Annotated in this window: 19 protein-coding genes and 1 tRNA gene; 9 read left to right on the forward strand and 11 right to left on the reverse strand. The window is 63.4% G+C overall.

Features of this window, described 5'->3' with window-relative positions:
* Positions 1-34: 34 nt before the first annotated feature.
* The 7 genes from OIS50_RS12745 to OIS50_RS12775 form a co-directional block, all read right to left on the reverse strand.
* Positions 35-982 (reverse strand): phosphoribosylaminoimidazolesuccinocarboxamide synthase, encoded by a 948-nt coding sequence (locus OIS50_RS12745; RefSeq protein ID WP_264691016.1) that lies wholly within the window; start codon positions 980-982, stop codon positions 35-37.
* A gap of 24 nt (positions 983-1,006) precedes the next feature.
* On the reverse strand, positions 1,007-1,885 hold the full coding sequence (locus tag OIS50_RS12750) for a phosphoribosylformylglycinamidine synthase subunit PurQ (RefSeq protein WP_264691017.1): 879 nt from the start codon (positions 1,883-1,885) through the stop codon (positions 1,007-1,009).
* Positions 1,886-1,982: 97 nt separating this feature from the next.
* On the reverse strand, positions 1,983-5,027 hold the full coding sequence (locus OIS50_RS12755) for an AIR synthase-related protein (protein WP_264691018.1): 3,045 nt from the start codon (positions 5,025-5,027) through the stop codon (positions 1,983-1,985).
* Positions 5,028-5,030: 3 nt separating this feature from the next.
* Positions 5,031-5,588 carry a hypothetical protein gene (locus OIS50_RS12760; protein ID WP_264691019.1) on the reverse strand — a complete coding sequence of 186 codons (558 nt, stop codon included), beginning with the start codon at positions 5,586-5,588 and terminating at the stop codon, positions 5,031-5,033.
* A 41-nt stretch (positions 5,589-5,629) separates the two neighbouring features.
* Positions 5,630-6,247 carry an orotate phosphoribosyltransferase gene (pyrE, locus tag OIS50_RS12765; protein ID WP_264691020.1) on the reverse strand — a complete coding sequence of 206 codons (618 nt, stop codon included), beginning with the start codon at positions 6,245-6,247 and terminating at the stop codon, positions 5,630-5,632.
* Positions 6,210-6,980 carry an orotidine-5'-phosphate decarboxylase gene (pyrF, locus tag OIS50_RS12770; protein ID WP_264691021.1) on the reverse strand — a complete coding sequence of 257 codons (771 nt, stop codon included), beginning with the start codon at positions 6,978-6,980 and terminating at the stop codon, positions 6,210-6,212. Before pyrF ends, pyrE begins: the two co-directional genes overlap by 38 nt.
* The gene (locus OIS50_RS12775) at positions 6,968-7,834 is read right to left on the reverse strand and encodes a dihydroorotate dehydrogenase (RefSeq protein WP_264691022.1); all 867 of its coding nucleotides are present in this window, start codon (positions 7,832-7,834) and stop codon (positions 6,968-6,970) included. The genes pyrF and OIS50_RS12775 overlap by 13 nt, the downstream gene beginning before the upstream one ends.
* Positions 7,835-9,001: 1,167 nt before the next feature.
* Between OIS50_RS12775 and OIS50_RS12780 the strand changes: the two genes are divergently transcribed.
* The gene (locus OIS50_RS12780; RefSeq protein WP_264691024.1) at positions 9,002-9,577 is read left to right on the forward strand and encodes a DUF4468 domain-containing protein; all 576 of its coding nucleotides are present in this window, start codon (positions 9,002-9,004) and stop codon (positions 9,575-9,577) included.
* Positions 9,578-9,893: 316 nt separating this feature from the next.
* Positions 9,894-10,631, forward strand: a complete 738-nt coding sequence (locus OIS50_RS12785) for a porin family protein (RefSeq protein ID WP_264691025.1) — start codon at positions 9,894-9,896, stop codon at positions 10,629-10,631.
* Between the two features lie 121 nt (positions 10,632-10,752).
* Here OIS50_RS12785 and OIS50_RS12790 read toward each other — a convergent pair whose 3' ends face one another.
* Positions 10,753-11,634 carry a DNA/RNA non-specific endonuclease gene (locus tag OIS50_RS12790; protein ID WP_264691026.1) on the reverse strand — a complete coding sequence of 294 codons (882 nt, stop codon included), beginning with the start codon at positions 11,632-11,634 and terminating at the stop codon, positions 10,753-10,755.
* A gap of 361 nt (positions 11,635-11,995) precedes the next feature.
* Here OIS50_RS12790 and OIS50_RS12795 point away from each other — a divergent pair, with 361 nt between their 5' ends.
* From OIS50_RS12795 to OIS50_RS12815, 5 genes are all read left to right on the forward strand, one after another.
* Entirely contained in the window at positions 11,996-12,421 is a 426-nt protein-coding gene (locus OIS50_RS12795; RefSeq protein WP_264691027.1) for a hypothetical protein, read from the forward strand.
* A gap of 226 nt (positions 12,422-12,647) precedes the next feature.
* Positions 12,648-13,166, forward strand: coding sequence for a hypothetical protein (locus OIS50_RS12800; protein WP_264691028.1), 519 nt, complete (start codon positions 12,648-12,650; stop codon positions 13,164-13,166).
* 106 nt (positions 13,167-13,272) lie between these two features.
* Positions 13,273-14,508 (forward strand): DUF3616 domain-containing protein, encoded by a 1,236-nt coding sequence (locus OIS50_RS12805; protein ID WP_264691029.1) that lies wholly within the window; start codon positions 13,273-13,275, stop codon positions 14,506-14,508.
* 61 nt (positions 14,509-14,569) lie between these two features.
* A complete protein-coding gene (locus OIS50_RS12810) occupies positions 14,570-15,106 on the forward strand; it encodes an acyl-CoA thioesterase (protein ID WP_264691030.1) in 537 nt (178 codons plus the stop codon).
* A gap of 375 nt (positions 15,107-15,481) precedes the next feature.
* Positions 15,482-16,042, forward strand: coding sequence for a type 1 glutamine amidotransferase domain-containing protein (locus OIS50_RS12815; RefSeq protein WP_264691031.1), 561 nt, complete (start codon positions 15,482-15,484; stop codon positions 16,040-16,042).
* 74 nt (positions 16,043-16,116) lie between these two features.
* Here the strand turns inward: OIS50_RS12815 and OIS50_RS12820 are convergent, their stop codons facing one another.
* Positions 16,117-16,629, reverse strand: a complete 513-nt coding sequence (locus OIS50_RS12820) for a DUF6992 family protein (RefSeq protein WP_264691032.1) — start codon at positions 16,627-16,629, stop codon at positions 16,117-16,119.
* Between the two features lie 90 nt (positions 16,630-16,719).
* Positions 16,720-17,409, reverse strand: coding sequence for a porin family protein (locus tag OIS50_RS12825; protein WP_264691033.1), 690 nt, complete (start codon positions 17,407-17,409; stop codon positions 16,720-16,722).
* A 196-nt stretch (positions 17,410-17,605) separates the two neighbouring features.
* Here OIS50_RS12825 and OIS50_RS12830 point away from each other — a divergent pair.
* A tRNA-Val gene (locus OIS50_RS12830) sits at positions 17,606-17,680 on the forward strand.
* 142 nt (positions 17,681-17,822) lie between these two features.
* Here the strand turns inward: OIS50_RS12830 and OIS50_RS12835 are convergent.
* Positions 17,823-18,701 carry a carbohydrate kinase family protein gene (locus OIS50_RS12835; RefSeq protein ID WP_264691034.1) on the reverse strand — a complete coding sequence of 293 codons (879 nt, stop codon included), beginning with the start codon at positions 18,699-18,701 and terminating at the stop codon, positions 17,823-17,825.
* 80 nt (positions 18,702-18,781) lie between these two features.
* Between OIS50_RS12835 and OIS50_RS12840 the strand changes: the two genes are divergently transcribed.
* On the forward strand, positions 18,782-19,192 hold the full coding sequence (locus OIS50_RS12840; RefSeq protein ID WP_264691035.1) for an STAS/SEC14 domain-containing protein: 411 nt from the start codon (positions 18,782-18,784) through the stop codon (positions 19,190-19,192).
* Positions 19,193-19,248: the final 56 nt, after the last annotated feature.

The following is a 19,248-nucleotide window of genomic DNA, read 5'->3' on the forward strand; positions in this document are numbered from 1 at the left end:
GCTGCGCGGACGTCAGATGAAGCATGACGTGCTGCTATTCATTCAGCTGCTCCACACGAGCGTCTTGCATAAAGCCTTCCTTCACCAGGTTCCGCACCAAGCGGGCGGGCACATCCACATCGTCCACATCAGCACCGGCCAAGGGCTTCCCGGTGATGCGCTGGTATATGTCGAGGTAGCGGCGGCTGGCTTCGGCGGTTACTTCCGGCGTGAGGGCCGTGGGGTACTTGCCGTCGACTTTGTTCGCAATCAGCCACTGGCGGATGTACTCCTTGTCCATCTGGGCGGCGCCTTCGGGGTTGCGGGCGTAGTCGGCGGCATCCCAGAAGCGCGAGGAGTCCGGCGTGTGGATTTCGTCGATGAGAATCAGCTCGCCGTTGAGTAGGCCGAATTCGTACTTGGTGTCCACTAGAATGATGCCGCGCTCGGCCATCCACGCCGAGGCGAAGTTGAACAGCTTTAGCGAGATGACGCGCATCTGCTCATACAGCTCGGCCGATACCCAGCCCTCCGAAACGAGGTTTTCCGGGGTGATTTCGCGGTCCGATTCTTCCTTGGTAGTCGGCGTCACGATGGGCTCGGGGAAGCGCTGGTGCTTGCTCAGCCCGTCGGGCACCGAAACACCCGAGAAAGTGCGCTGGCCCTGCAGGTAGCCGCGCAGCATGGAGCCGGTCAGGTAGCCGCGCACCACCATTTCCACGCGAATCGGCTCGGCTTCCTTCACTAGCATGACGTTCGGATCGACCACGCGGATGACGTGGTTGGGCACGATGTCCTTGGTTTTTTCAAACCAGAAGTCGGCTAAGCCGTTGAGCACAGCGCCCTTGTAGGGAATGGCGGTTTCCAGCACCGAGTCAAAAGCCGACAGGCGGTCCGTCACGACGATAAGCCGCTCGCCCGAGGGGACGCGGTACGAGTCGCGGACTTTGCCGCGGTGCAGCAGCTGGAGCTGGGGCGTATTGAAATACGGAAGCGTATTCATGGCGCGGATTAGCGACAAAAGCGGCTAAAGAGAAACTTCGTTCGAGGCAGCCTCGGCAGGCTGCGCGGCACGGCTCTGACTGATGTGCTCCACGATGTTGCGGAACAGCTTCAGCCCGTCGCCTTCTTCCGATAAGGTAGGGTCGAGGCGCTTGCGCCGGGCCCAGTCGGGGTGGTTGTAGAGCGAGAGGAAAGCCTCGGGGTGCGGCATCAGGCCGAACACCTGGCCGGTGGTATCGGTGAGGCCGGCGCAGTTCAGCTCGGCGCCGTTGGGGTTGTGCGGGTACAACTCGGTTTCGCAGCCCGTGGCGTCGCAGTAGGTCAGGCAGTTCAGCCCCTCGGCCAGGATGCGGCTTCGGATTTCCTGGTCGCGGATAACCAAGCGGCCTTCGCCGTGGCGCACGGGCACTTCCAGCGAGGTCAGGCCCTTGAGGAAGGGCGAGCGGTTGTTGGGGTTCACCGCCAGGCGTACCCACCGGTCTTCGTAGCGGCCCGAGGCGTTGTGCGTCAGCGTCACTTCGCGCTCTTGCTGGCCGGCGAAATCGGGCAAGAGGCCCATTTTCACCAGCATCTGGAAGCCGTTGCAGATGCCCACCACGTAGTTGCCGGACTCGATAAAGGCGCGGAGCTCTTCCAGCAGCGTGCGGCCCGAGGGCAGCTTGCGGAAGCGCACCTTGTTGGCCATCACCACGCCCGAACCCAGGTCGTCGCCGAAGGAGAAGCCCCCGGGGAAGTTGAGCACGTCGTAGTCGTGGATGCTGACGTGGCCGTGGAGCACGTCGTTGAAGTGCACGATAGTGGCCTCGCCGCCCGCCAGCCGGTAAGCAGCGGCCAGTTCTTCTTCGCAGTTGATGCCGAAGCCGGTCAGGACCAAGGCATGAACGCGTTTTTCGTTGTTCGTCATTCGTTGTTCGGCGTAGGGGCGCGTCGCACGCGGCCGCTCGTTGAACGATTCACCCGCACTGTTTTCAGTCGTCTGCATCGTAGTCACCCCTTCGATATTACAGTGCATTTGCGGTAAGTTCTTCACCCGCCATTACGCGGTTCACCGGGCCATTGCTCCAGGCCTCGCGCAGGTCGGCGGTAGCGGCGTACACCACCGTCTTGTTCTGATGACGGATGACCAAGCGGCCATTATTCGTCACCACGCCGAGGCGGGTGGCGCGGCCTTCCATCAGGGCTTCGAAGGCTACCACGTCCTCCGGGGCCACGGTGGCCACGAAGCGCGAGTGGCTTTCTGAGAACAGCTCCGTCAGGGCTGGCAGCTCGCCTTCCAGGTTCAGCTCGGCGCCTAGGTTGTCGTCGCCGAACAGGCTTTCGGCCACGGCTACGGCCAGGCCGCCGTCGGAAAGGTCGTGGCAGGAGACGATGAGGTTCGCATCATGGGCGCGGCCGACTTTCTCGTACAGGTCCTTGGCTTCGGCGGGGCGCACGCGGGGCACGTTCTGGCCCAGCTCGCCGAAGAGGTGGTACAGCTCCGAGCCACCCAGCTCGTCGTAGGTGTCGCCGAGCAGGTACACCAAGTCGCCGGGGGCTTTGAAGTCCGACGTCACGGCGCGGCGCACGTCGGGCATCAGGGCGGTCATGGAGTACAGCACCGTGGGCGGCACCGAAATCTTCTGCCCGTCGGCCTTGAAGTCGTTTTTCATCGAGTCCTTGCCCGAGGTCAGCGGGATATGGTAGGCCACGCACATGTCGCGCAAGGCCTCGCAGAGCTGCACCAGGGCGGCCAGCTTCTGCTTGCCGTCGGGGTTGGTGACGGGGTCGTACACCGAGTCAGGCACGCAGAAGTTGTCGTTGACCGACCAGAATATTCCATCGCTGGGCGTTAGATTGGGCAGCTTGCCGCCTACCGACACGATCTGGCGCACAGCCTCATCGAAGGCGCCGGCCGACATCTGGTAGGGGTCGATGTCGCCGTAGCGTGGCAGAATGCCGTTGCTCACCGCCACGCCTTCCCAGGAATCGAAATTGAACTGCACCACGGCCGCATCCTGCGGCGCTTGGCCGGTGCGGCCCATCAAGGGCTTCACGACGGTGCGGCCTTTCACCTCGTGGTCGTACTGCCGAATCACGGCCTCGCGCGAGCAGATGTTCAGCGCGCCGAGCAGCTTGATAAGGAGTTCCGTCGCGTCGAGCGAAGCCGGCAGTTTGGGTTCGTGCAAGGTCGGCAGCGTCCACTCGGCGTCGAGCACCTTGCGCGGCACGCCTTCGTGCAGAAACTCCAGCGAGAGCGAGGCCACCGGCTGCCCGTCGAAGGTCACGTCGAGGCGGCCGTTGTCGGTGAACTGCCCGATGTCCGACAGCTCCACTTCCATTTCGGCGGCCAGCGCGTTCAGCTCGGCCAGCTTAGCGGGCTCCACCACCAGCGTAAACCGCTCCTGCGACTCCGACAGGAAAATTTCCCAGGGGCGCAGCCCGGGGTACTTCAGCGGCACTTTTTCCAGCTCTACCGTGGCACCGCCGCTGATGCCGGCCAGCTCACCTACCGACGAGGACAGGCCGCCCGCACCGTTGTCGGTGCTGCACTTGATCAGGCCGCGGCGGGTAGCCAGCAGCAGGAAGTCCATGGCCAGCTTCTGGGTAATCGGGGAGCCGATTTGCACGGCCGTGGCCGGCGCGGCTTCGTCCAGCTCGATGCTGCTGAACGTGGCGCCGTGGATGCCGTCCTTGCCCACCCGGCCGCCGGCCATGATGATCCGGTCGCCGGCGTCAATCTTTTTCTCCCAGGCATCCTGGCCCGCCAGCTGCATGGGCAGCACAGCGCCAGTACCGCAGTACACCAGCGGCTTGCCGCGGTAGCGCTCATCGAACACGATGGCCCCGTTCACCGTCGGCACACCCGACTTGTTGCCGCCGTCCTCGATGCCCTTGCGCACGCCCTCAAACACCCGGCGCGGGTGCAGCTGCCCGGTCAGCAGCGGCCCCGCCCAGTTCGGCGGGCCGAAACAGAGCACGTTGGTGTTGAACAGCAGCCGCGCGCCGCCGATGCCGGTAGCCAGCGGGTCGCGGTTGTTGCCCAAGATGCCGGTAATGGCCCCGCCGTAGGGGTCGATGGCCGAGGGCGAGTTGTGGGTTTCGACCTTCCAGACGAACAACGAATCCTTATTAATGCGCACCGCGCCGGCGTTGTCAGAAAACACCTTGATGAGCCAGTCGTTGCCGTTCTGGCGCAGCAGCCGGTCAACCTCCGACGTCGCTCCTTTTATATAGGTCTTGAACAGCCCGTCGATTTCCTTTTCCTCGCCGGTTACGGCGTTGCGGTAGCGGATGATGGCCGCAAATTCCTTGTGCTTACAATGCTCCGACCAAGTCTGGGCCAGGATTTCCAGCTCGCAGTCCGTGGGGTCGGGCGTCAGGCCGGCTTCGGCGCGGCTGATTTGCGTTTCGGCCGAGTAGTAATAGTCACGGATGGCGCGCATTTCTGCCAAGTTCAGCGCGTACACGTTCTCCTTCGATAGCTGCAGCAGCTCTTCGTCGGTCAGGTGCTCCAGTCGGATGGTGTGGGTAGTAGAATCAGCGCCGCCGCCGGGCTGCGGGGTGAAGTCGCGGATGCCTTCGGCGGTGTGGCCAACCAGAAAGCGGTTGATGAGCTTGTTGCCCAGCAGCTCCTCCGCGATGCGGCGCAGGTCTACCTCGGGCAGCTCCTTTTCCAGCAGGTACAGGCGCTTGCTGAAGATGTGCTGGGTGCGGATGTCCAGCTCCAGGCCGAGGAAGTCCTGCAGGGCGTTCTGGGCCGAGGTGCCTTCGTCGTCCGTCACGCCCGGTCCCTTGGCCACCAGGATGTAGCTCTTGAACTCGGGCGCCACGGCCCATTTGTCCAAAGCCGCATCATTCAGCAGCGGGTCCTGGAGGCACTGGGCGGTGAAGCTTTCGAGCTGCTCGGCCGACAGCGGGTAGCGCACGGTGTACACGGCGCTGGTTTGCACGCGGCCGGTGCGCAGGTGCAGGTGACGCCGGGCGGCTTCGGCTACGCGGGCACCTTCGCCGTCGTGCTGGCCAGGGCGCGGAATCAGTTGGATGGTATGCGAAGCGGTGTTTTCCAAAGCTCAGAAGGGTAGCGAGTGTTGTGGCGCGGAGTGGTACTCCGCGACGAGCCGCAGGCGAGTAGCTTGCGTGAAGAGTGCGTGGTCGGCGGCTTCGGCAGACGCGAGGAACGCGCTGGCGCGCGTCGCGGAGTACCACTCCGCGCCACTGGCAAACCCCAAGAATGCGGTAAGCCGCCCCGGGCCCGATGTACGGGCCACAAGGCGGCTTACAGTATGGTGCGGAGCGTTGCTCCAGGAGGCCGCATGCGCGGCATGAGTGTTCGAAGAAGCATCTTCGCCGAAGTACCCTAGGTGCTTTGCTACCTCGGCGGCTACGGGTTTTCGCAGCTGCTTTCGGAGGTCGGCTATGCACGTTTGACTGTGCTGCGGCTGCGACTCGGCATGTTGCTGCTGGCGTCGCTCGGCTATCTGCTCTTCCACTTCCCGGCGCTCGGCGTCGAGGCGCAGGCCCGCGGCTCGGCTCAGCAGTGCGCTACGGCGCCACATGCTGTCGAACGAGGCCTTGCTGGGCCGGGTTCGCGTGAGCGAGGTGGGAGTATGGGAGAAGCTTCGTTGCACAGGGTAGCGAAGGAGTTACAAAAGAACGACAACCGCCGCCCTTACGCAAGCGTCGGCACCGCGTCGGGCCGACTTCCCGGCTTTACCGCCGGAATGCCCTTGGCACACAGCGGACAATTTTCGGGCTGATAGGTGGCTGCTTGAACCGGTAGCAACGCAAACAGGGGGAAGTCTAGTTCATGCTGACCGCCGGTGCGGTCGATGAGGCAGGCTACGCCCAGCACGTCCACGCCCATCCGGCGCAGCACTTCGGCTACCTCCAGGGTCGATTTTCCCGTGGTTACCACGTCCTCGGCGATGATGACTTTCTCGCCCGGCTGCAGCGTGAAGCCGCGGCGCAAGGTCATCTTGGTGTCGGCGTCGCGCTCGGTGAAGATGCCGGGCACTTGCAGCTGGCGGGCCAACTCGTAGCTCACCACCACGCCGCCCATGGCGGGGCCTACCACCACGTCGGGCTGTAGGCCGGCTTCCCGGATCAGCTTAGCCAGCACACCCAGGGCCGGGGCGGCCAGGTCGGGGCGGCGCAGAAAGCGGGCGCACTGCACGTAGGTATCGGAGTGCAGGCCGGAAGAAAGGCGGAAGTGGCCGCTCAGCAGGGCATCTTCGCCGCGCAGCTGCAACTCAAATTGCTGCTGAAAATCGCTCGGAGCGTAGGGCATGAATTTGTTGGGTAAGGTCGCGGGCCGCGGCGCCAGCGTCGGCGGCCTGCCAGATGCTACGGGAAGTATTAATCAGAAGACCCAGGCCGTCGGATGGGCGGCAGCCGGCCTGCACGGTAGCTGCCAGGTCGCCGCCTTGGGCCCCCACGCCGGGCACCAGAAACCACAGCTCGGGGCAGCGCTGGCGCAGGCGGGCCAGGGCCTCGGCGTTGGTGGCGCCTACTACCAGGCCTAGGTCGGGGTGCTGGGGGTAGAGGTCCTGCACCACATCGGCGGCCAGGTCGCTGAGCGTACCGCCACGCACCAGCTGTTCATCCTGCAGCGAGTGGGCGGGCTTGTTGGAGGTTTTGGCCAGCACGAACACGGCCTTGCCGGGGCGGGCAAACGGCACGATAGCGTCGTCGCCCATGTAGGGGTTCACCGTCACGCCATCGGCCCCGATGATGTCGTAGGCAAAGGCGGCGTAGCGCTCGGCGGTGTTGGCAATGTCGCCGAACTTACCGTCGAGGATCATCGGCACTTCGCTGGGTATCCACTCGCGCAGGCGCTGCAGCAGGGCTACCCCATCGGGGCGGGCCAGGAAGAAAGCCAGGTTGGGCTTGAAGCCGGCGGCGTACTCGGCCGTTTGCTCCACCACTTGGCGCAGGCGGGTTTCTACGTTTTCCCCTACGGGGTCGAGGCCCACGCAGAGCAGCGAGCCGGTGGTGTGGGCGCGGCGAGTTAGCTGATCCATGCGGCGGGTTTGGTTTCGGTGAGGGTATTCGCGGTTTCCCATTCGGTGGCGAGACGGGCCGTAAGGCCGGGTTCCAGCCACTCGCCGGTGGCCACCTGCACGGCCGCGGCGCCGCAGCGCAGGTAGTCGCGCACGTGCTGGGCGGTGAAGATGCCGCCGGTGCCGATAACCGGCAGTTGCAGGTTTTCGTCGTGGGCCAGCTCGTACACGCAGCGCAGGGCCATGGGCCGCAGCGCCTCGCCCGAGAGGCCACCGAGGATTGGCTCGCCGCCATCGGGCAGGTGCAACGCTTTTAAGGTGTTACAGGCAGCCAGGGCCGTGGCACCTCCCTCCTGGGCACCCAGGGCCAGGGCGCGCACGTGGTCGGGCCACGGCGGCAGCTTTACGATGAGGGCCGCATCGGCACCCAGCTCGTTGCGCACGGCTTCGGTGGCTTCGCGCACGAAGCGCGGCGTCAGGTCGAAGCCTTTTTGGGTAGTGGCGCTGCTAATGTATACTTCAACGCCGGCAATCTGGCCAGCGGCTTCGCGGGCCAGAAAGCGAGCGATTTTTCGGAATCCGGGGATGCCGGGCGCGGTGATGCTCACCAGCACGGGCACGCCGTGGCGGCGCAGGTGCGGCAGGTGGTCTTGCACCAGCTGCTCGGCGCCGTCGGTGCGGCGGTCGGTGGTGTTCAGCAGCGACGAATCGGCTACGCGGATGAGGCCTTCGCGCCCGCCGGGCCGCGGCTCCATGATGACCGTTTTGGTGAAAATAGCACCCAGGCGCTCGTAGCCTAGGTTGTCGGGCAGCTGCCAAGGAGCGGCAGCCAGGCACACGGGATTCTGCAGCGTTAAAGAAGGTCCGAGTTGCATAGTGGATGGGGCTATTTGGTTCGGGTGGTCGGGTGGCGCAAGGCGATAAAACAGCTGCCACTCAGCACACTTGCCGTGCCGCGCCGGCCGAAGCACCTCTACCGCTTGGTTAGCGGCTTAATGCTCACCGTTGCTCAGCCGCCAGCCGTAAAGATGCTTCGGCCGACGCGACAGGGCTGTGTTGCTGGTTGCTGCAGTTTTTCGCTGCGCCGGCGCTGCGGTTCAGGCCGACCTAGGGGAAATGGAAAACAAGAGGCCCGGCAGGCACCGGGCTTTTGCGGACGATGAGCTTACCGGGCCTTCGGCAAGAACAAGTTCCGGCCGTCGTGCCCATTGGGGGTGAATGGTGTATTGGTGTTTGCGCAGGCACTGGCTACCAGGTTGTAGGCACCCGCGCACTGCCTGGCAGCGCGCAATTCGGCCTCGCAGGCTTTGTTTAGGGCCGCGGGCCGTGGCGTCGCGCTCGGGTTGTGGTTCCGCGCCTGGGCCGGTGCAAAGGGTTGTTTCATGGTCTGGCTCAAGCTTGGAACACGGCGGCTAAAGGGCCGATGCAGGCGGTGGGTTGACCGCGCAGCCGAACCGCACGGACACAAAAAAACCGCTCCGGCAACAACCGGGCGGCAAACGAAGGCAAGGCCAGAAAAGAAACGAAATCAATCAACGAAAACGGGCTCCGACCCCGTTGCAGAACCTGCGAAAAAGCCGTTCTGCGCTTCGTTTTATGTTGATGATTCAGAAGCACGTCGCAAAAGTATCCAACTTCATCAGACGCGCAACCTCCCGGCTGCAGAAAACCAGTGTTAAGAAAATGTTAAGCAGGCAGCTCGCTTATATTACTAAGGTATTGCGTTACCGCTTTTGCAACAGCAATTAAACTATTGACTTCCAACCGACTGCAATACCCTTGCCGCGTTATCAGCTGGAGCAAGCACAAAGTTTTGTTTGTACTATTTCACTTTTTAAGGATTGAACATGACGCGATATATATAATCCACATATGCAGAAAAAGTCCAAAATCATTTTTACATTTACTGAAAATACAAAGCATCAGGCCGAGTTGAGCACCCACAGGTTCATGTTTTGATAACGCTGGCTTAACCCCTGGCTGCTGCACTCAGCGGAGCTTTGCACATCACATTTCCAAGTCTCCATCACCGCCCCCGTGCTATGAAATCACCGTTACTATTACTCGGCTTGCTGCTTTGCCTATTTGCCGGCACGCCTGCCCTGGCGCAATCGGATGCTCCCGTTGAATACAGCGAACGGGTTCCGGCAGGCGCATACGGCCGCTCAACGCTGCACGCCCGTGCCCAGGAGTGGGTAGAGCGCCGCTTTGCCTTCGGGCCCAAAACCGATTTTGCCACCAACGCCGCCGCCGGCACCGTGCGCGTACTGGGCACCGTGAAGCTTAAGCCGCTCGACAACAAAGGGCAGGAAATGGAGCGCACGGCCCGCTTCGAGTTCAACTTTCAGGCTACCGACGAAGGCTACACCTACAGCGTAGGCGCGTTTCGGGTAATTCCCAACCCGCAAAACCTCGATGCCACGGCACCGCTGGATGACTACCTGACCCAGCTGCGCGCCGACAAAAACAACGAACGCACCAAGAACGACCGTCGTGTGCGGGCCCAGGCCAACTCGCTGGCCAGCGAAATTGCCATGAGCTTCCGCTCGTACATGAACCAGATTCCGGCGGCCGAAGATGGAAGTGTAGGCCTGCCCTCCAGCAACGAAACCCACTAAGCTGCTTCGCGCAGCAACATCAACGCGGCTGCCCCTCCCGGGCAGCCGCGTTTTTTTGTGCACCTAGGGCTCGTAGGCCACGGGCCCCCGACCGGAAGCTTGTTGTTGTGGGCAGGCAAACCTGCCTCCGCGCAGCCGAGCCGCGTGCTGCATTACTCCTGCTTGGGGTATCGATCAGCGGCAACCGGAGCCCGCGTTCGGTACGCTGCGCCGGAATTGGCACGGTTTTATAGCGATGACCAAACAGCAATGCGCAGCAGCCTCGAGACGCAGCATTGCCCTTCCTTTTTCCGTCCGATTTTTTCCTCCCGTGGTCATGAATACTAACCGCGCAGCTACCCTATTTGCTTTTGCTACCGCCTTGTTGCTGGGCTCGGCCGCTACGGCCCAGGCACAGGTTCGCTCCTACTCCAATGCCCCCGCGGCCTCGGCAGCCAACAAAACCGATGGCGTACGCTTCGGCATCCGGGCGGGCCTGAACGTGGCCGACTGGTCGGGCGACGCGGTGCAGAGCGTGCAAAGCCTGACCGATTTGGCCAACGGCGCCATTACCAAGCAGCAGCGCCCGGGCTTTCATGCGGGTGCTTACGTGAGCCTGCCCCTAGGTCCGCGCTTCACGATTGAGCCCGGGGTGCAATACTCCGAAAAGGGCGTAATCGTGAGCGGCCGGGTGCCCATGGAGCAATTCGATTTCCTGAACGCCAAAGCCACCGCCACCGCGCGCATGGGCTACATCGACGTGCCGGTGCTGGCCAAAGCCTACCTCACGCGGGGGTTGTACCTGTACGCCGGCCCGCAGGCTTCTTACTTGGTGTCGGGCAAAGCCCGCGTTGAAGCAGGCGCCCTGGGGTTTGATGTGTACCGGCAGGACTTTGAGGTGCGCGACTACTTCCGCGAGCTGGATTTTGGCGTGAGCGGCGGCGCGGGCTACCAGTTCGGGAACGGATTGGGCCTGAGCGCCGGTTACGACTACGGTTTGTCGTCGCTGGATAAAAACAACCGCTTCGACGCCCAAAACCGCGTGATTAAAGCCTCCGTGAACTTCGCCTTTTAACGGGCAGGCTCCGGGTTCTCTCCACCGTTGTTCTTTCTTACTGGCTGTTCGCTCACATAAACGCAAAAAGGCCGCCCACGCTGTGGGCGGCCTTTTTTATGCTGAATAACTACGGGCAGTATTAGCTGGTGGGGCCGTTATCCACGCGGGCTTCGACTACGCTTTGCACCGAGGCCGACACGTTCGAGAGGATGTCGTAGCCGGTGGCGCTTTCGATGGCATCAACCGTGGTGCGGTACGAGCCCCAGGTCGAGAGCAGCGAGTTGTCGTTGGGGGTATCGATGGCAATTACGCGGGTGCTGCTGCTTACGCGGCTGGCATCCGAAGAGCCTTCGGGCAGTACCACCACTACCTTCCAGACGCGGTTGGGCACCGTAATGCGGCCCGCGTCGATGGTCGTCATGTAACCGTTGGAACCCGTGCCGCCGCGGCCGTAGCTACCCATAATAACGTACAGCTCGTAGCCCTGGCCTACCAGGGTGCGGCAGTAGTTTTCGAGGTTGGCCCAGGTGCGCTGGTTGTTCATGGGCGCCTGCGGAATCATGTTCGTCATCAGGAACGTGGCCGAATTGTCGGTGGTCGAGCCCGTGCGGTCGGCCGAGGGGCAGTTGTGGCCGCGGTCGAAGCCCGAACCCGAGTAGCTGCTACCGCCTACCTGGTACCAGCCCGAGGGCAGGGCGGTATCGTTGCGGAAGTCGTCCTGGCGCGCGGCCGAGCCCAGCCACGCCGAGCTCAGGTGCCACGATACCCAGTTGGGCGTACCCCGGTCGCGGTGGTACGACATGGCGTACTGCGGCTTTTGCATGAGGTAGTTCCAGTAGTACGAGGTGCTGGCCACCGCGCCGCTGGGGTTGCCCATGGCCAGGTGGTTGTCGCGGGTGGCGTCGGCGCTTTGGCTAACGGCCGAAGGTTGCTGGGGAGCTACTTCGCTGTGCTTCGAACACGAAGCAGCCAGCAAACCTACCAATAGGAAGCTGCTCAGACGGGTGAAGGTACCCTTCATTTGAAAAGGTGTTTGGTGGAGAGGGATATGGTTGCAAAGTTGGCAACTCCATATTGTTGCCTGATTACGTTAATGTTATGGTGTTGTTACCATAATGTTAACAAAACGTTTCCCCGCACCCGCAATCCTGGCCGATACCTCGCCTGGCTTTGCAAATATCGCAAATTTGCGCGGCTGCGGCCCGTTGCGCCCTCCCCAAGCTTGTGGCCTTGCCGAGGGGGGCGCCGGCCACGGCGTTGGCCCCTTTGCCCTAGGTGCTGGCGGCCGCGGCGGCACCTAGGAGCCAGCCGGCAGGGCAGGCGCGCCACACAACTTGCGCTTTTCACGTATGTTGGCGCACATCCCCCTTTTCACCACTCCTATGACCCTCCGATTTTGGCTATGTGCGTTGCTCCTCGTGGCTACGCTAGGCACCGGCTGCGCCCGCCGCAACCGCGCCAAAAAAGAAACGGCCACCAGCACCCCCGTCGAAGCGCCGCGCACGGCCGAAGAAGTTCGGCGGGAAAACGCCCGCGACCTGGCCTCGGTAATGACGGAAGAGCTGCAACTGCGCGAAGACCAAACGCTGCGCATCCGGCAGGTGCTGGCCAGCACGGTGGAGCAGGTAAACGCCGCCCAAACCAAGTTCGGCACCGATAAAGCCGGCCTTACCACGGCGCTGCGCCGCATCAATGCCAGCTCGGAGGCCCAGCTGAAGCAGATCATGACGCCCGAGCAGTACAAGCAGTACCAGGTGCGCAAGCCCCAGATTCAGCAGAAGCTGCGCGAGCAAAAAGCCGGCAACTAATATTTTTCGGCAGCCCGGGCAACGCCCGGCCCGGTCCCGGCATCTGACGCCGGTGTAAGCCCACCCCGCAACCTAGGGGTGGCTTGCGCCGGCGTTATTTTTTATCTTGATACAAACGCAGCCGAGCCTCCGAAGCAGCTGCGCAGTACCCCGAAAGCGCTGCCCTATAAGCACCCGCACGGCGCAACCACTGCTCCCTCAACCCCTACTGCCAGCTTCTTCTCTCATGAAAAAACTACTGATTGCCGCCGCTGCTTGCCTGCTCCTAGGTGCCACCAGCGCCCAGGCGCAAAACACCGCAGCCGCCTCCGCCGAAAGCAAGGCCCTGCAGCAGCGCATCAACCAGCTGATGCGCAACCCGGCCAAGCCCCACCAGGAGCTTCGGCTCGAGCTGAAAGGCTGCCACGCCACCCAAACCATCCGCGACAACCAAGCCGATGTGCAGTCCTCCGTGGGGCCCATCTCGGTGAGCTTCAACAAAGGCGGCGAGGCCGGCTGGGCCGCGAAAGTGGCCGATGGCAAGTTTGAGCTGGCGCTGGATTTTGAATGGCGCGAGGTGGAGCCCATTACCTACCTGCGGCACAAGCCCGACAACGACAAAGACCAGCCGCCCTACGAAATCAAGCTCCGGCGCGTGCGCAAGGGCAACACCAGCAACTTCGAGCTGCCCCTCTACACCACCGACGAAAAAGCCGTGCTGGATGTGGTGCGCCGCCTCGAGAAATTGCGCCAAGGCTGCCGCTAACGCGCTGCCCTAGGTGCCGGCCAGGTGCAGGCACCTAGGGCCAAGCACAACCCGCAGGCGGGGTGATTACGTTCGAACAACCTCTACGCTCTACCCTGCTGCACCCATGGCCAACTCGCCCGCCGCTTTTACCCTGCGCTTCGACCCCAAGCTGAGCATCAACCCCTCGGGCAAGCACGTGCGCGACGGGCTTTCCTCGACGCTGCGCACCGGCGACAACCTCTGGATGGCCTGCGACGAGCGGGCCAGCGTGGAGCGCCTGCGCCTTACCGACGCCACCACCTTCGGGCAGCACTGCCGCTTTCAGCTGGCCGATTTTATTGACTTGCCCGACCCCGATGCCGAGGCCGAAATCGACATTGAGGGGCTGGCCGAAGGCGACGGGTATTTGTGGATTGTGGGCTCGCACAGCCTGCGCCGCAAAGACCCCAAGCCCGAGAAAGACGACACCGAAAAAGGCCTGGCCAAGCTGGCCAAAGTGCGCGCCGACCCCAACCGCTACCTGCTGGCCCGGGTGCCGCTGGTGCTGAACCCGGAAACCCAGGATTACGAGCTGCAGAAAACCGCCCCCGACCCGCACCAGAAGCGCCGCAAGCTGAAGGCCGCGCGCCTCGGGCATCATACCCTGGTGCGCCTGCTGCGCCGCGACCCGCACGTGGGCCCGTTTGTGCACCTGCCCGGCAAAGACAACGGCTTCGACATCGAGGGCATGGCCTACGCCGGCGACGGGCGCCTGTTTGTGGGCCTGCGCGGGCCGGTGCTGCGCGGCTGGGCCATTGTGCTGGAGCTGCACGTAACCGAGGGCAGCAAACCCGGCCGCCTGCGCCTGGGCAAGCTCTCCGATGCGCAGGGGGTGTACTACCGCAAGCACTTTCTCGACCTAGGCGGCATGGGCCTGCGCGAGCTGCGCCTCGTGGGCAACGACCTGTACCTGCTGGCCGGCCCCACCATGGACCTCGACGGCACCATTGCCGTGTTTTGCTGGCCCGATGCCCTGCACCACGACGCCGACAGCCTGGTGGCGCCCTCGCAGCTGCGCCGCTTGTTTGATGTGCCGCACGGCTTTGGGCCCACCGCCTGCCAGGACAAAGCCGAGGGCATGGCCCTGCTCAACGAGCACCACGTGCTGGTGGTGTTCGACAGCCCCACCGATGCCCGCAAGCCCGAGGACGACGCAGTACTTGCCGACGCCTTCCGCATTGTGCAGGAGCCCGAGCAACCCGACGCCGCAAACGCCGCCCCGCCGGCGCCCAGCGCCGCCGCCGAACCCAGCGCCCAGGTAGCCACCGCCGACGAGCACGTAACGGCCCCCGATGCCCAAAGCAACGTGCCCGCTCAATAGCCGCTTGCCAACCAACGGCCGCCAAAGGTGTTACTTTGCTCGGCATACCTACCACTTCTCTATGGCTGATAACGCCACGCTCATCCAGACGCCCGAAACCCGGCACCGCATCTATTTTCAGGACTGCGACCAGCTGGGCCACCTCAACAACGCCCGCTACCTCGACTACTTCCTGAACGCGCGCGAGGAGCACACCATGCGCCACTACGCCCTCAACCTAGGGCAGCTAACCCGCGAACAGCGCGCCGCCTGGGTTATTACCAAGCACCACATCAGCTACCTGAAACCAGCCAACCACGGCGAGGAAGTGCTCATCCGGACGCAGCTCATTCACTTCGACAACTCCTCGCTGGTGGTTGAGATGCAGATGCTCGATGCGGCCGGCCTGCGCCTGAAGTCGCTGCTGTGGTCGGAAATGGCCTTTATCAGCCTGGTAAACGGCAAGCGCGCCGACCACTCCGACGCCCTCATGGACATGCTCGAGCAGGTAGACGTGGACGATGTGCAGTACCACCCCGACGGCTTCGACGAACGCATTCGGGAGCTGCGCCACCAGTTCAAGAAACACCGCAAAGCCGCGGGCCACGACGACGAGTAGCACCGTGTAGCGCGGACTTTGGCTACGCCGACCTTCGGTTGTAGTCCGCGTCCACAGATAGTAAAATCAATCGTTGCAGGTAGCGCGGGCTTCAGTCCGCGTTGGCCTGAACGAAATCGTTGGAGCAAAACCGCGCAGAGTCAATCGTTGTGGCATACGCGGACTGAAGTCCACGCTACACGCACTGCATCCCTAGGTCCGAAAACAAAAATTACTATTCGAAGAACGCGGGCTGAACCGTAGGAAGGCGTAGCCAAGCCCGCGCTGCAGCCACAACCTCCCCTTCCGCCTTTGCGTTAGCCAGAAACCGGAACCACCCACCTAGGGCGGTTCCGGTTTTTCATTGCCGATTGTTTCACCACACCTGAAAACACCATGAGCATTTTTGGTAACGACCCGCTGAAGGGCAAAAAAGTAGCCGTGCTGGCCACCGATGGCTTCGAGCAATCGGAGCTGGAGCAACCCGTGAAAGCGCTGAAGAACGCCGGCGCCGACGTGGAGGTAGTGTCGCTGAAAAGCGGCTCGATTAAGGGCTGGGACGAAAAAGACTGGGGCAGCAAAGTTTCCGTGGATAAAACCCTCGACGAAGCCCGCCCCGCCGACTACGACGCGCTGGTGCTGCCCGGCGGCCAGATGAACCCCGATGTGCTGCGCACGGAGCCCAAAGCCGTGAGCTTCGCGGCCGACTTCATGAAGTCGGGCAAGGTGGTGGCGGCCATTTGCCACGGCCCCTGGACGCTGGTAGAAACCGGCCTGGTGCGCGGCAAAAACATGACCAGCTGGCCCAGCCTCAAAACCGACCTCACCAACGCCGGCGCCCAGTGGCAAGACGCCACGGTGGTAGTGGATGGCAACCTCATTACCAGCCGCAACCCCCAGGACCTGCCTGCTTTCAACGAAAAGCTGATCGAGAAAATCGGCGGCACCCAAGCCTAGGTACCTGCCCCACCAAAGAGCCCCGGCCGCGCGTAGCGGCCGGGGCTCTTTGGCGTTTATTGCCCGGCAGCAACCTAGGGCACCAGCGCCAGCAACGCGGCCGCCCAGCGGTGGTACACGAGGTAAAAGCCCACATCGAACAGAAGCAAAAAGCCGCCCTGCACCCACAGCGAGCGGGCGTAGCCCAGGTACCGCTCGGGCAGGTGCTCCGCGGAGGCTGCCCGCGCGTGCAGCCAGGCCCCCACGGCCACGTACGCCACATCGAGGCCGGCATTGAAGAGCAGGATGTTCTCGAACCGGAACTGCGCCTGCAGGCTATCGGCCAGCGTGAGGCCCTCTACGTGCAAGGGCCGCGCCTGCAAAATGCCCCACACGGCCAAACAAGCGTTTACCGCGCCCCAGCCGATGTTCATCTGATGAAAGTAGTGCGGCGCCTGCCTAGCCGGCGTGCGCGTAACCAGCCAGCCGCTGCCCAATAGGTTCAGCAGGGCCCAGGCGCCCAGCACGCCCATGCCTTGCTGGGCCAGCATTTCGCGCTGAAAGTTGATGGCCGGCAGCGCGGCCGCCACATCGGGTAAATCGGGCATAAGCAGCAGTATCAGCAACACAGCAACCTAAACAAAAAAGCGCGCCCCCAGGGGGCGCGCTTTCCGGAAAGCACCTAGGCAGGCAGCAGGTTACTGGGCAAAGCCAAAGCCTACGTACACCTGAATCAGGCTGTTCTTGATGTCGTTGAGGTTCTCGTTGGGCGTCATCAGGCCGTTTTCCATCTTGGGGTCGTTGTAGATGTTGGCCAGGCTGAGCACGTAGCGGCCGCCCACGCGGGCCGGGCCCACGCGGGCCTCCAGGCCGGCCACCCCGCCGTAGTCGAGCGAGTTGTAGTTGCGGCTGCTGATGTTCACGGCGTTCTTGTCTTCCTTCACGTTCACGAGCAGCGACACCTGCGGGCCCACGTGCAAGCTTACGTTATCCACGAAGTTGTACACGAACATCACCGGCACCTGAATGTAGTCGAGCTGGGTTTCGTAGGTGTTTTGCATGCCCGCCGGCCGGAACGCCGACGACGCCTTGAAGCCCTGGCGGCTGTAAAGCGCCTCTACCTGCATGGAGGCCTGGGGCGAAAAGCCGAACTGGGCGTAGGCCCCGGCGTGGAAGTTCTGGCGGTTGGCCTCGTTGGCGTAGTTCTTCTTGTCGTCGCCGCGGAAGTTGGAGGAGTTCCAGCCGCCTTTAATGCCGAAGCCGTTGTTGCGCGAATCGGGCGTGGTTTGGTAATCCGACGATTTACGGATACCCTCTACGCCGCGCTGGGCCAGGGCATCCCAGCTGCACAACGCGCACAGCGAGAGTAAGAGTGCAAATTTTTTCATGTGATAGAGGATCTGGGGTTGAGCCGCGCCCGGCAGTTGTTTGCGGCAACGCATCGGGCCATAGGCGATTTGCTATACTTTAGGCAGCGCCCACGGGTTGCACGGAAACCCTACCAAACAGAAAATTTTCCTATTGAGCTGCTTGCCCCCGTTGCCCGGCCGTGCGTATGTTTGCGGCTTCCGGCCCAGCCCTTCCGGAGCGTTAGCTCAGTTGGTTCAGAGCACCACCTTGACACGGTGGAGGTCACTGGTTCGAGTCCAGTACGCTTCACACGCACCCCGCCCCAGGCTACGTTGCCAGCCTGGGGCGGGGCTTTTTTGAGCTGGCAAGAGCTGGCAAGAGCCGCCTGGAGGTCCGCAGCAGGCCCGTATGTTGTTTTTTGGCTGAGCGCCCGCAAGCCACCCGGTTTGCCCTAGGTGCCCGGCATTGCCTGCACCGCCACCGCGCTGATTACCGGCGTGGCCCCCGGCTGGGTGGCCACCAAAGCCCCGGCCGCACAGGCAAAGCGCAGCAGCTCGTCGGGCGCCTGGCCGGCCAGCCACCCGCGCAGCAAAGCCGCCAGAAATGCATCGCCGCTGCCGATGGTATCGTGCACCGGCACGGGCACGCCGGCGGCCTGGTACAGTTTGCCGTTGGCCCACAGCACGGCGCCGGCAGCACCCAGCGTAACGCACACGGCTTGCAGGTGGTAGCGCTCGGCCAGCCAGGGCAAGGCCGTGGCGGGTTCGGCGGCTTGCCCGAGCCAGTGCATCAGCTCGGCCAGCTCGTGGTGGTTTAGCTTCAGCAGGTCGGTGCGGGCGAGCAGGTGCAGCACCACCTCGGGGCTGTAGTGCGGCGGGCGCAGGTTGGCATCGAACACGCGCAAGCGGGCGTGGCCGAGCAGGCCGTACAGCGTGGCGCGCGTGGTGGCATGGCGCGCCGCCAGGCTCCCGAACACCAACACAGCAGCCTGCGCCACCAGCGCATCGGCGGCGGGGTCGGGCCCGATGGCATCCCAGGCAGCGGGCTCCGCAATGGTGTAGCGCACGTTTTGGGCATCGGTTACATTGGCGTGCACCACGCCCGTGGGCAGGTGGCTGCGCTGTACGCAATCGGTGCTGAGGCCCTTGCCGGCCACCACTGCCAGCAGCTCCTGTCCTAGGTCGTCGGGGCCGATGCTGCTGATGAGCCGCGCCGGCACGCCCAGTTGCTGCAGGTGCACGGCCACGTTGAAGGGCGCGCCGCCGGCCTGCCGGCCCGCAGGCAGCATATCCCAGAGTATTTCGCCGAAGCACACAACCTCCTGTTTCATGAACGCTTGTGTTGCAAGCCGCCGCGCGGCCCCGTACCTACCCCGAACCCCACTGGGCCCGAATGTGTAATTTACGCCCAATGCCAACCAGTTCTTCTACCATTTACTTTCGTAACGCGGCCGGCCTGGTGCGCGAGCATCCCGGCTACGTGCGCGTGGAGTACGCAGCGGGCCGGCGCCACCTTGCCGATTTACAAGCCCTGTTGGGCCACCTTGGCCGTGCGCTGGCCAAGCACGGCGGCGGCAAATTGCTGATCGACCAACGCGTAATGGTGCCGTTTTCGGCCGAGGAACAGGCATACATGCTTACGGAGTGGCTACCGCGCGCCAACGCCGAGGGTGGCTACCGCTGGGGCGCCGTAGTGCAGGCCCAGGATGTGTTTGCCCGCCTGGCCACGGCCACGGTGGCCACGCAGGTGCACGGCCTTTCGATGACGTACCAGTACTTCGCCGACGAAGCGGCCGCGGTGGCCTGGCTGGTGGCGCAGTAGCGCGCTGCCGGCCGCTCCGGCAGAAACCCTGCCCGTTATTCCGCAAACCCCAACCG

Source organism: Hymenobacter sp. YIM 151858-1, assembly GCF_025979705.1.
GTDB lineage: Bacteria > Bacteroidota > Bacteroidia > Cytophagales > Hymenobacteraceae > Solirubrum.

Excerpts from the sequence above, each read along its gene's own strand:
- OIS50_RS12745 (WP_264691016.1), bottom strand. The coding sequence starts at position 982 with ATGAATACGCTTCCGTATTTCAATACGCCCCAGCTCCAGCTGCTGCAC.
- OIS50_RS12750 (WP_264691017.1), bottom strand. The coding sequence starts at position 1,885 with ATGACGAACAACGAAAAACGCGTTCATGCCTTGGTCCTGACCGGCTTC.
- pyrE (WP_264691020.1), bottom strand. The coding sequence starts at position 6,247 with ATGCCCTACGCTCCGAGCGATTTTCAGCAGCAATTTGAGTTGCAGCTG.
- pyrF (WP_264691021.1), bottom strand. The coding sequence starts at position 6,980 with ATGGATCAGCTAACTCGCCGCGCCCACACCACCGGCTCGCTGCTCTGC.
- OIS50_RS12775 (WP_264691022.1), bottom strand. The coding sequence starts at position 7,834 with ATGCAACTCGGACCTTCTTTAACGCTGCAGAATCCCGTGTGCCTGGCT.
- OIS50_RS12780 (WP_264691024.1), top strand. The coding sequence starts at position 9,002 with ATGAAATCACCGTTACTATTACTCGGCTTGCTGCTTTGCCTATTTGCC.
- OIS50_RS12785 (WP_264691025.1), top strand. The coding sequence starts at position 9,894 with ATGAATACTAACCGCGCAGCTACCCTATTTGCTTTTGCTACCGCCTTG.
- OIS50_RS12790 (WP_264691026.1), bottom strand. The coding sequence starts at position 11,634 with ATGAAGGGTACCTTCACCCGTCTGAGCAGCTTCCTATTGGTAGGTTTG.
- OIS50_RS12795 (WP_264691027.1), top strand. The coding sequence starts at position 11,996 with ATGACCCTCCGATTTTGGCTATGTGCGTTGCTCCTCGTGGCTACGCTA.
- OIS50_RS12800 (WP_264691028.1), top strand. The coding sequence starts at position 12,648 with ATGAAAAAACTACTGATTGCCGCCGCTGCTTGCCTGCTCCTAGGTGCC.
- OIS50_RS12805 (WP_264691029.1), top strand. The coding sequence starts at position 13,273 with ATGGCCAACTCGCCCGCCGCTTTTACCCTGCGCTTCGACCCCAAGCTG.
- OIS50_RS12810 (WP_264691030.1), top strand. The coding sequence starts at position 14,570 with ATGGCTGATAACGCCACGCTCATCCAGACGCCCGAAACCCGGCACCGC.
- OIS50_RS12815 (WP_264691031.1), top strand. The coding sequence starts at position 15,482 with ATGAGCATTTTTGGTAACGACCCGCTGAAGGGCAAAAAAGTAGCCGTG.
- OIS50_RS12820 (WP_264691032.1), bottom strand. The coding sequence starts at position 16,629 with ATGCCCGATTTACCCGATGTGGCGGCCGCGCTGCCGGCCATCAACTTT.
- OIS50_RS12825 (WP_264691033.1), bottom strand. The coding sequence starts at position 17,409 with ATGAAAAAATTTGCACTCTTACTCTCGCTGTGCGCGTTGTGCAGCTGG.
- OIS50_RS12835 (WP_264691034.1), bottom strand. The coding sequence starts at position 18,701 with ATGAAACAGGAGGTTGTGTGCTTCGGCGAAATACTCTGGGATATGCTG.
- OIS50_RS12840 (WP_264691035.1), top strand. The coding sequence starts at position 18,782 with ATGCCAACCAGTTCTTCTACCATTTACTTTCGTAACGCGGCCGGCCTG.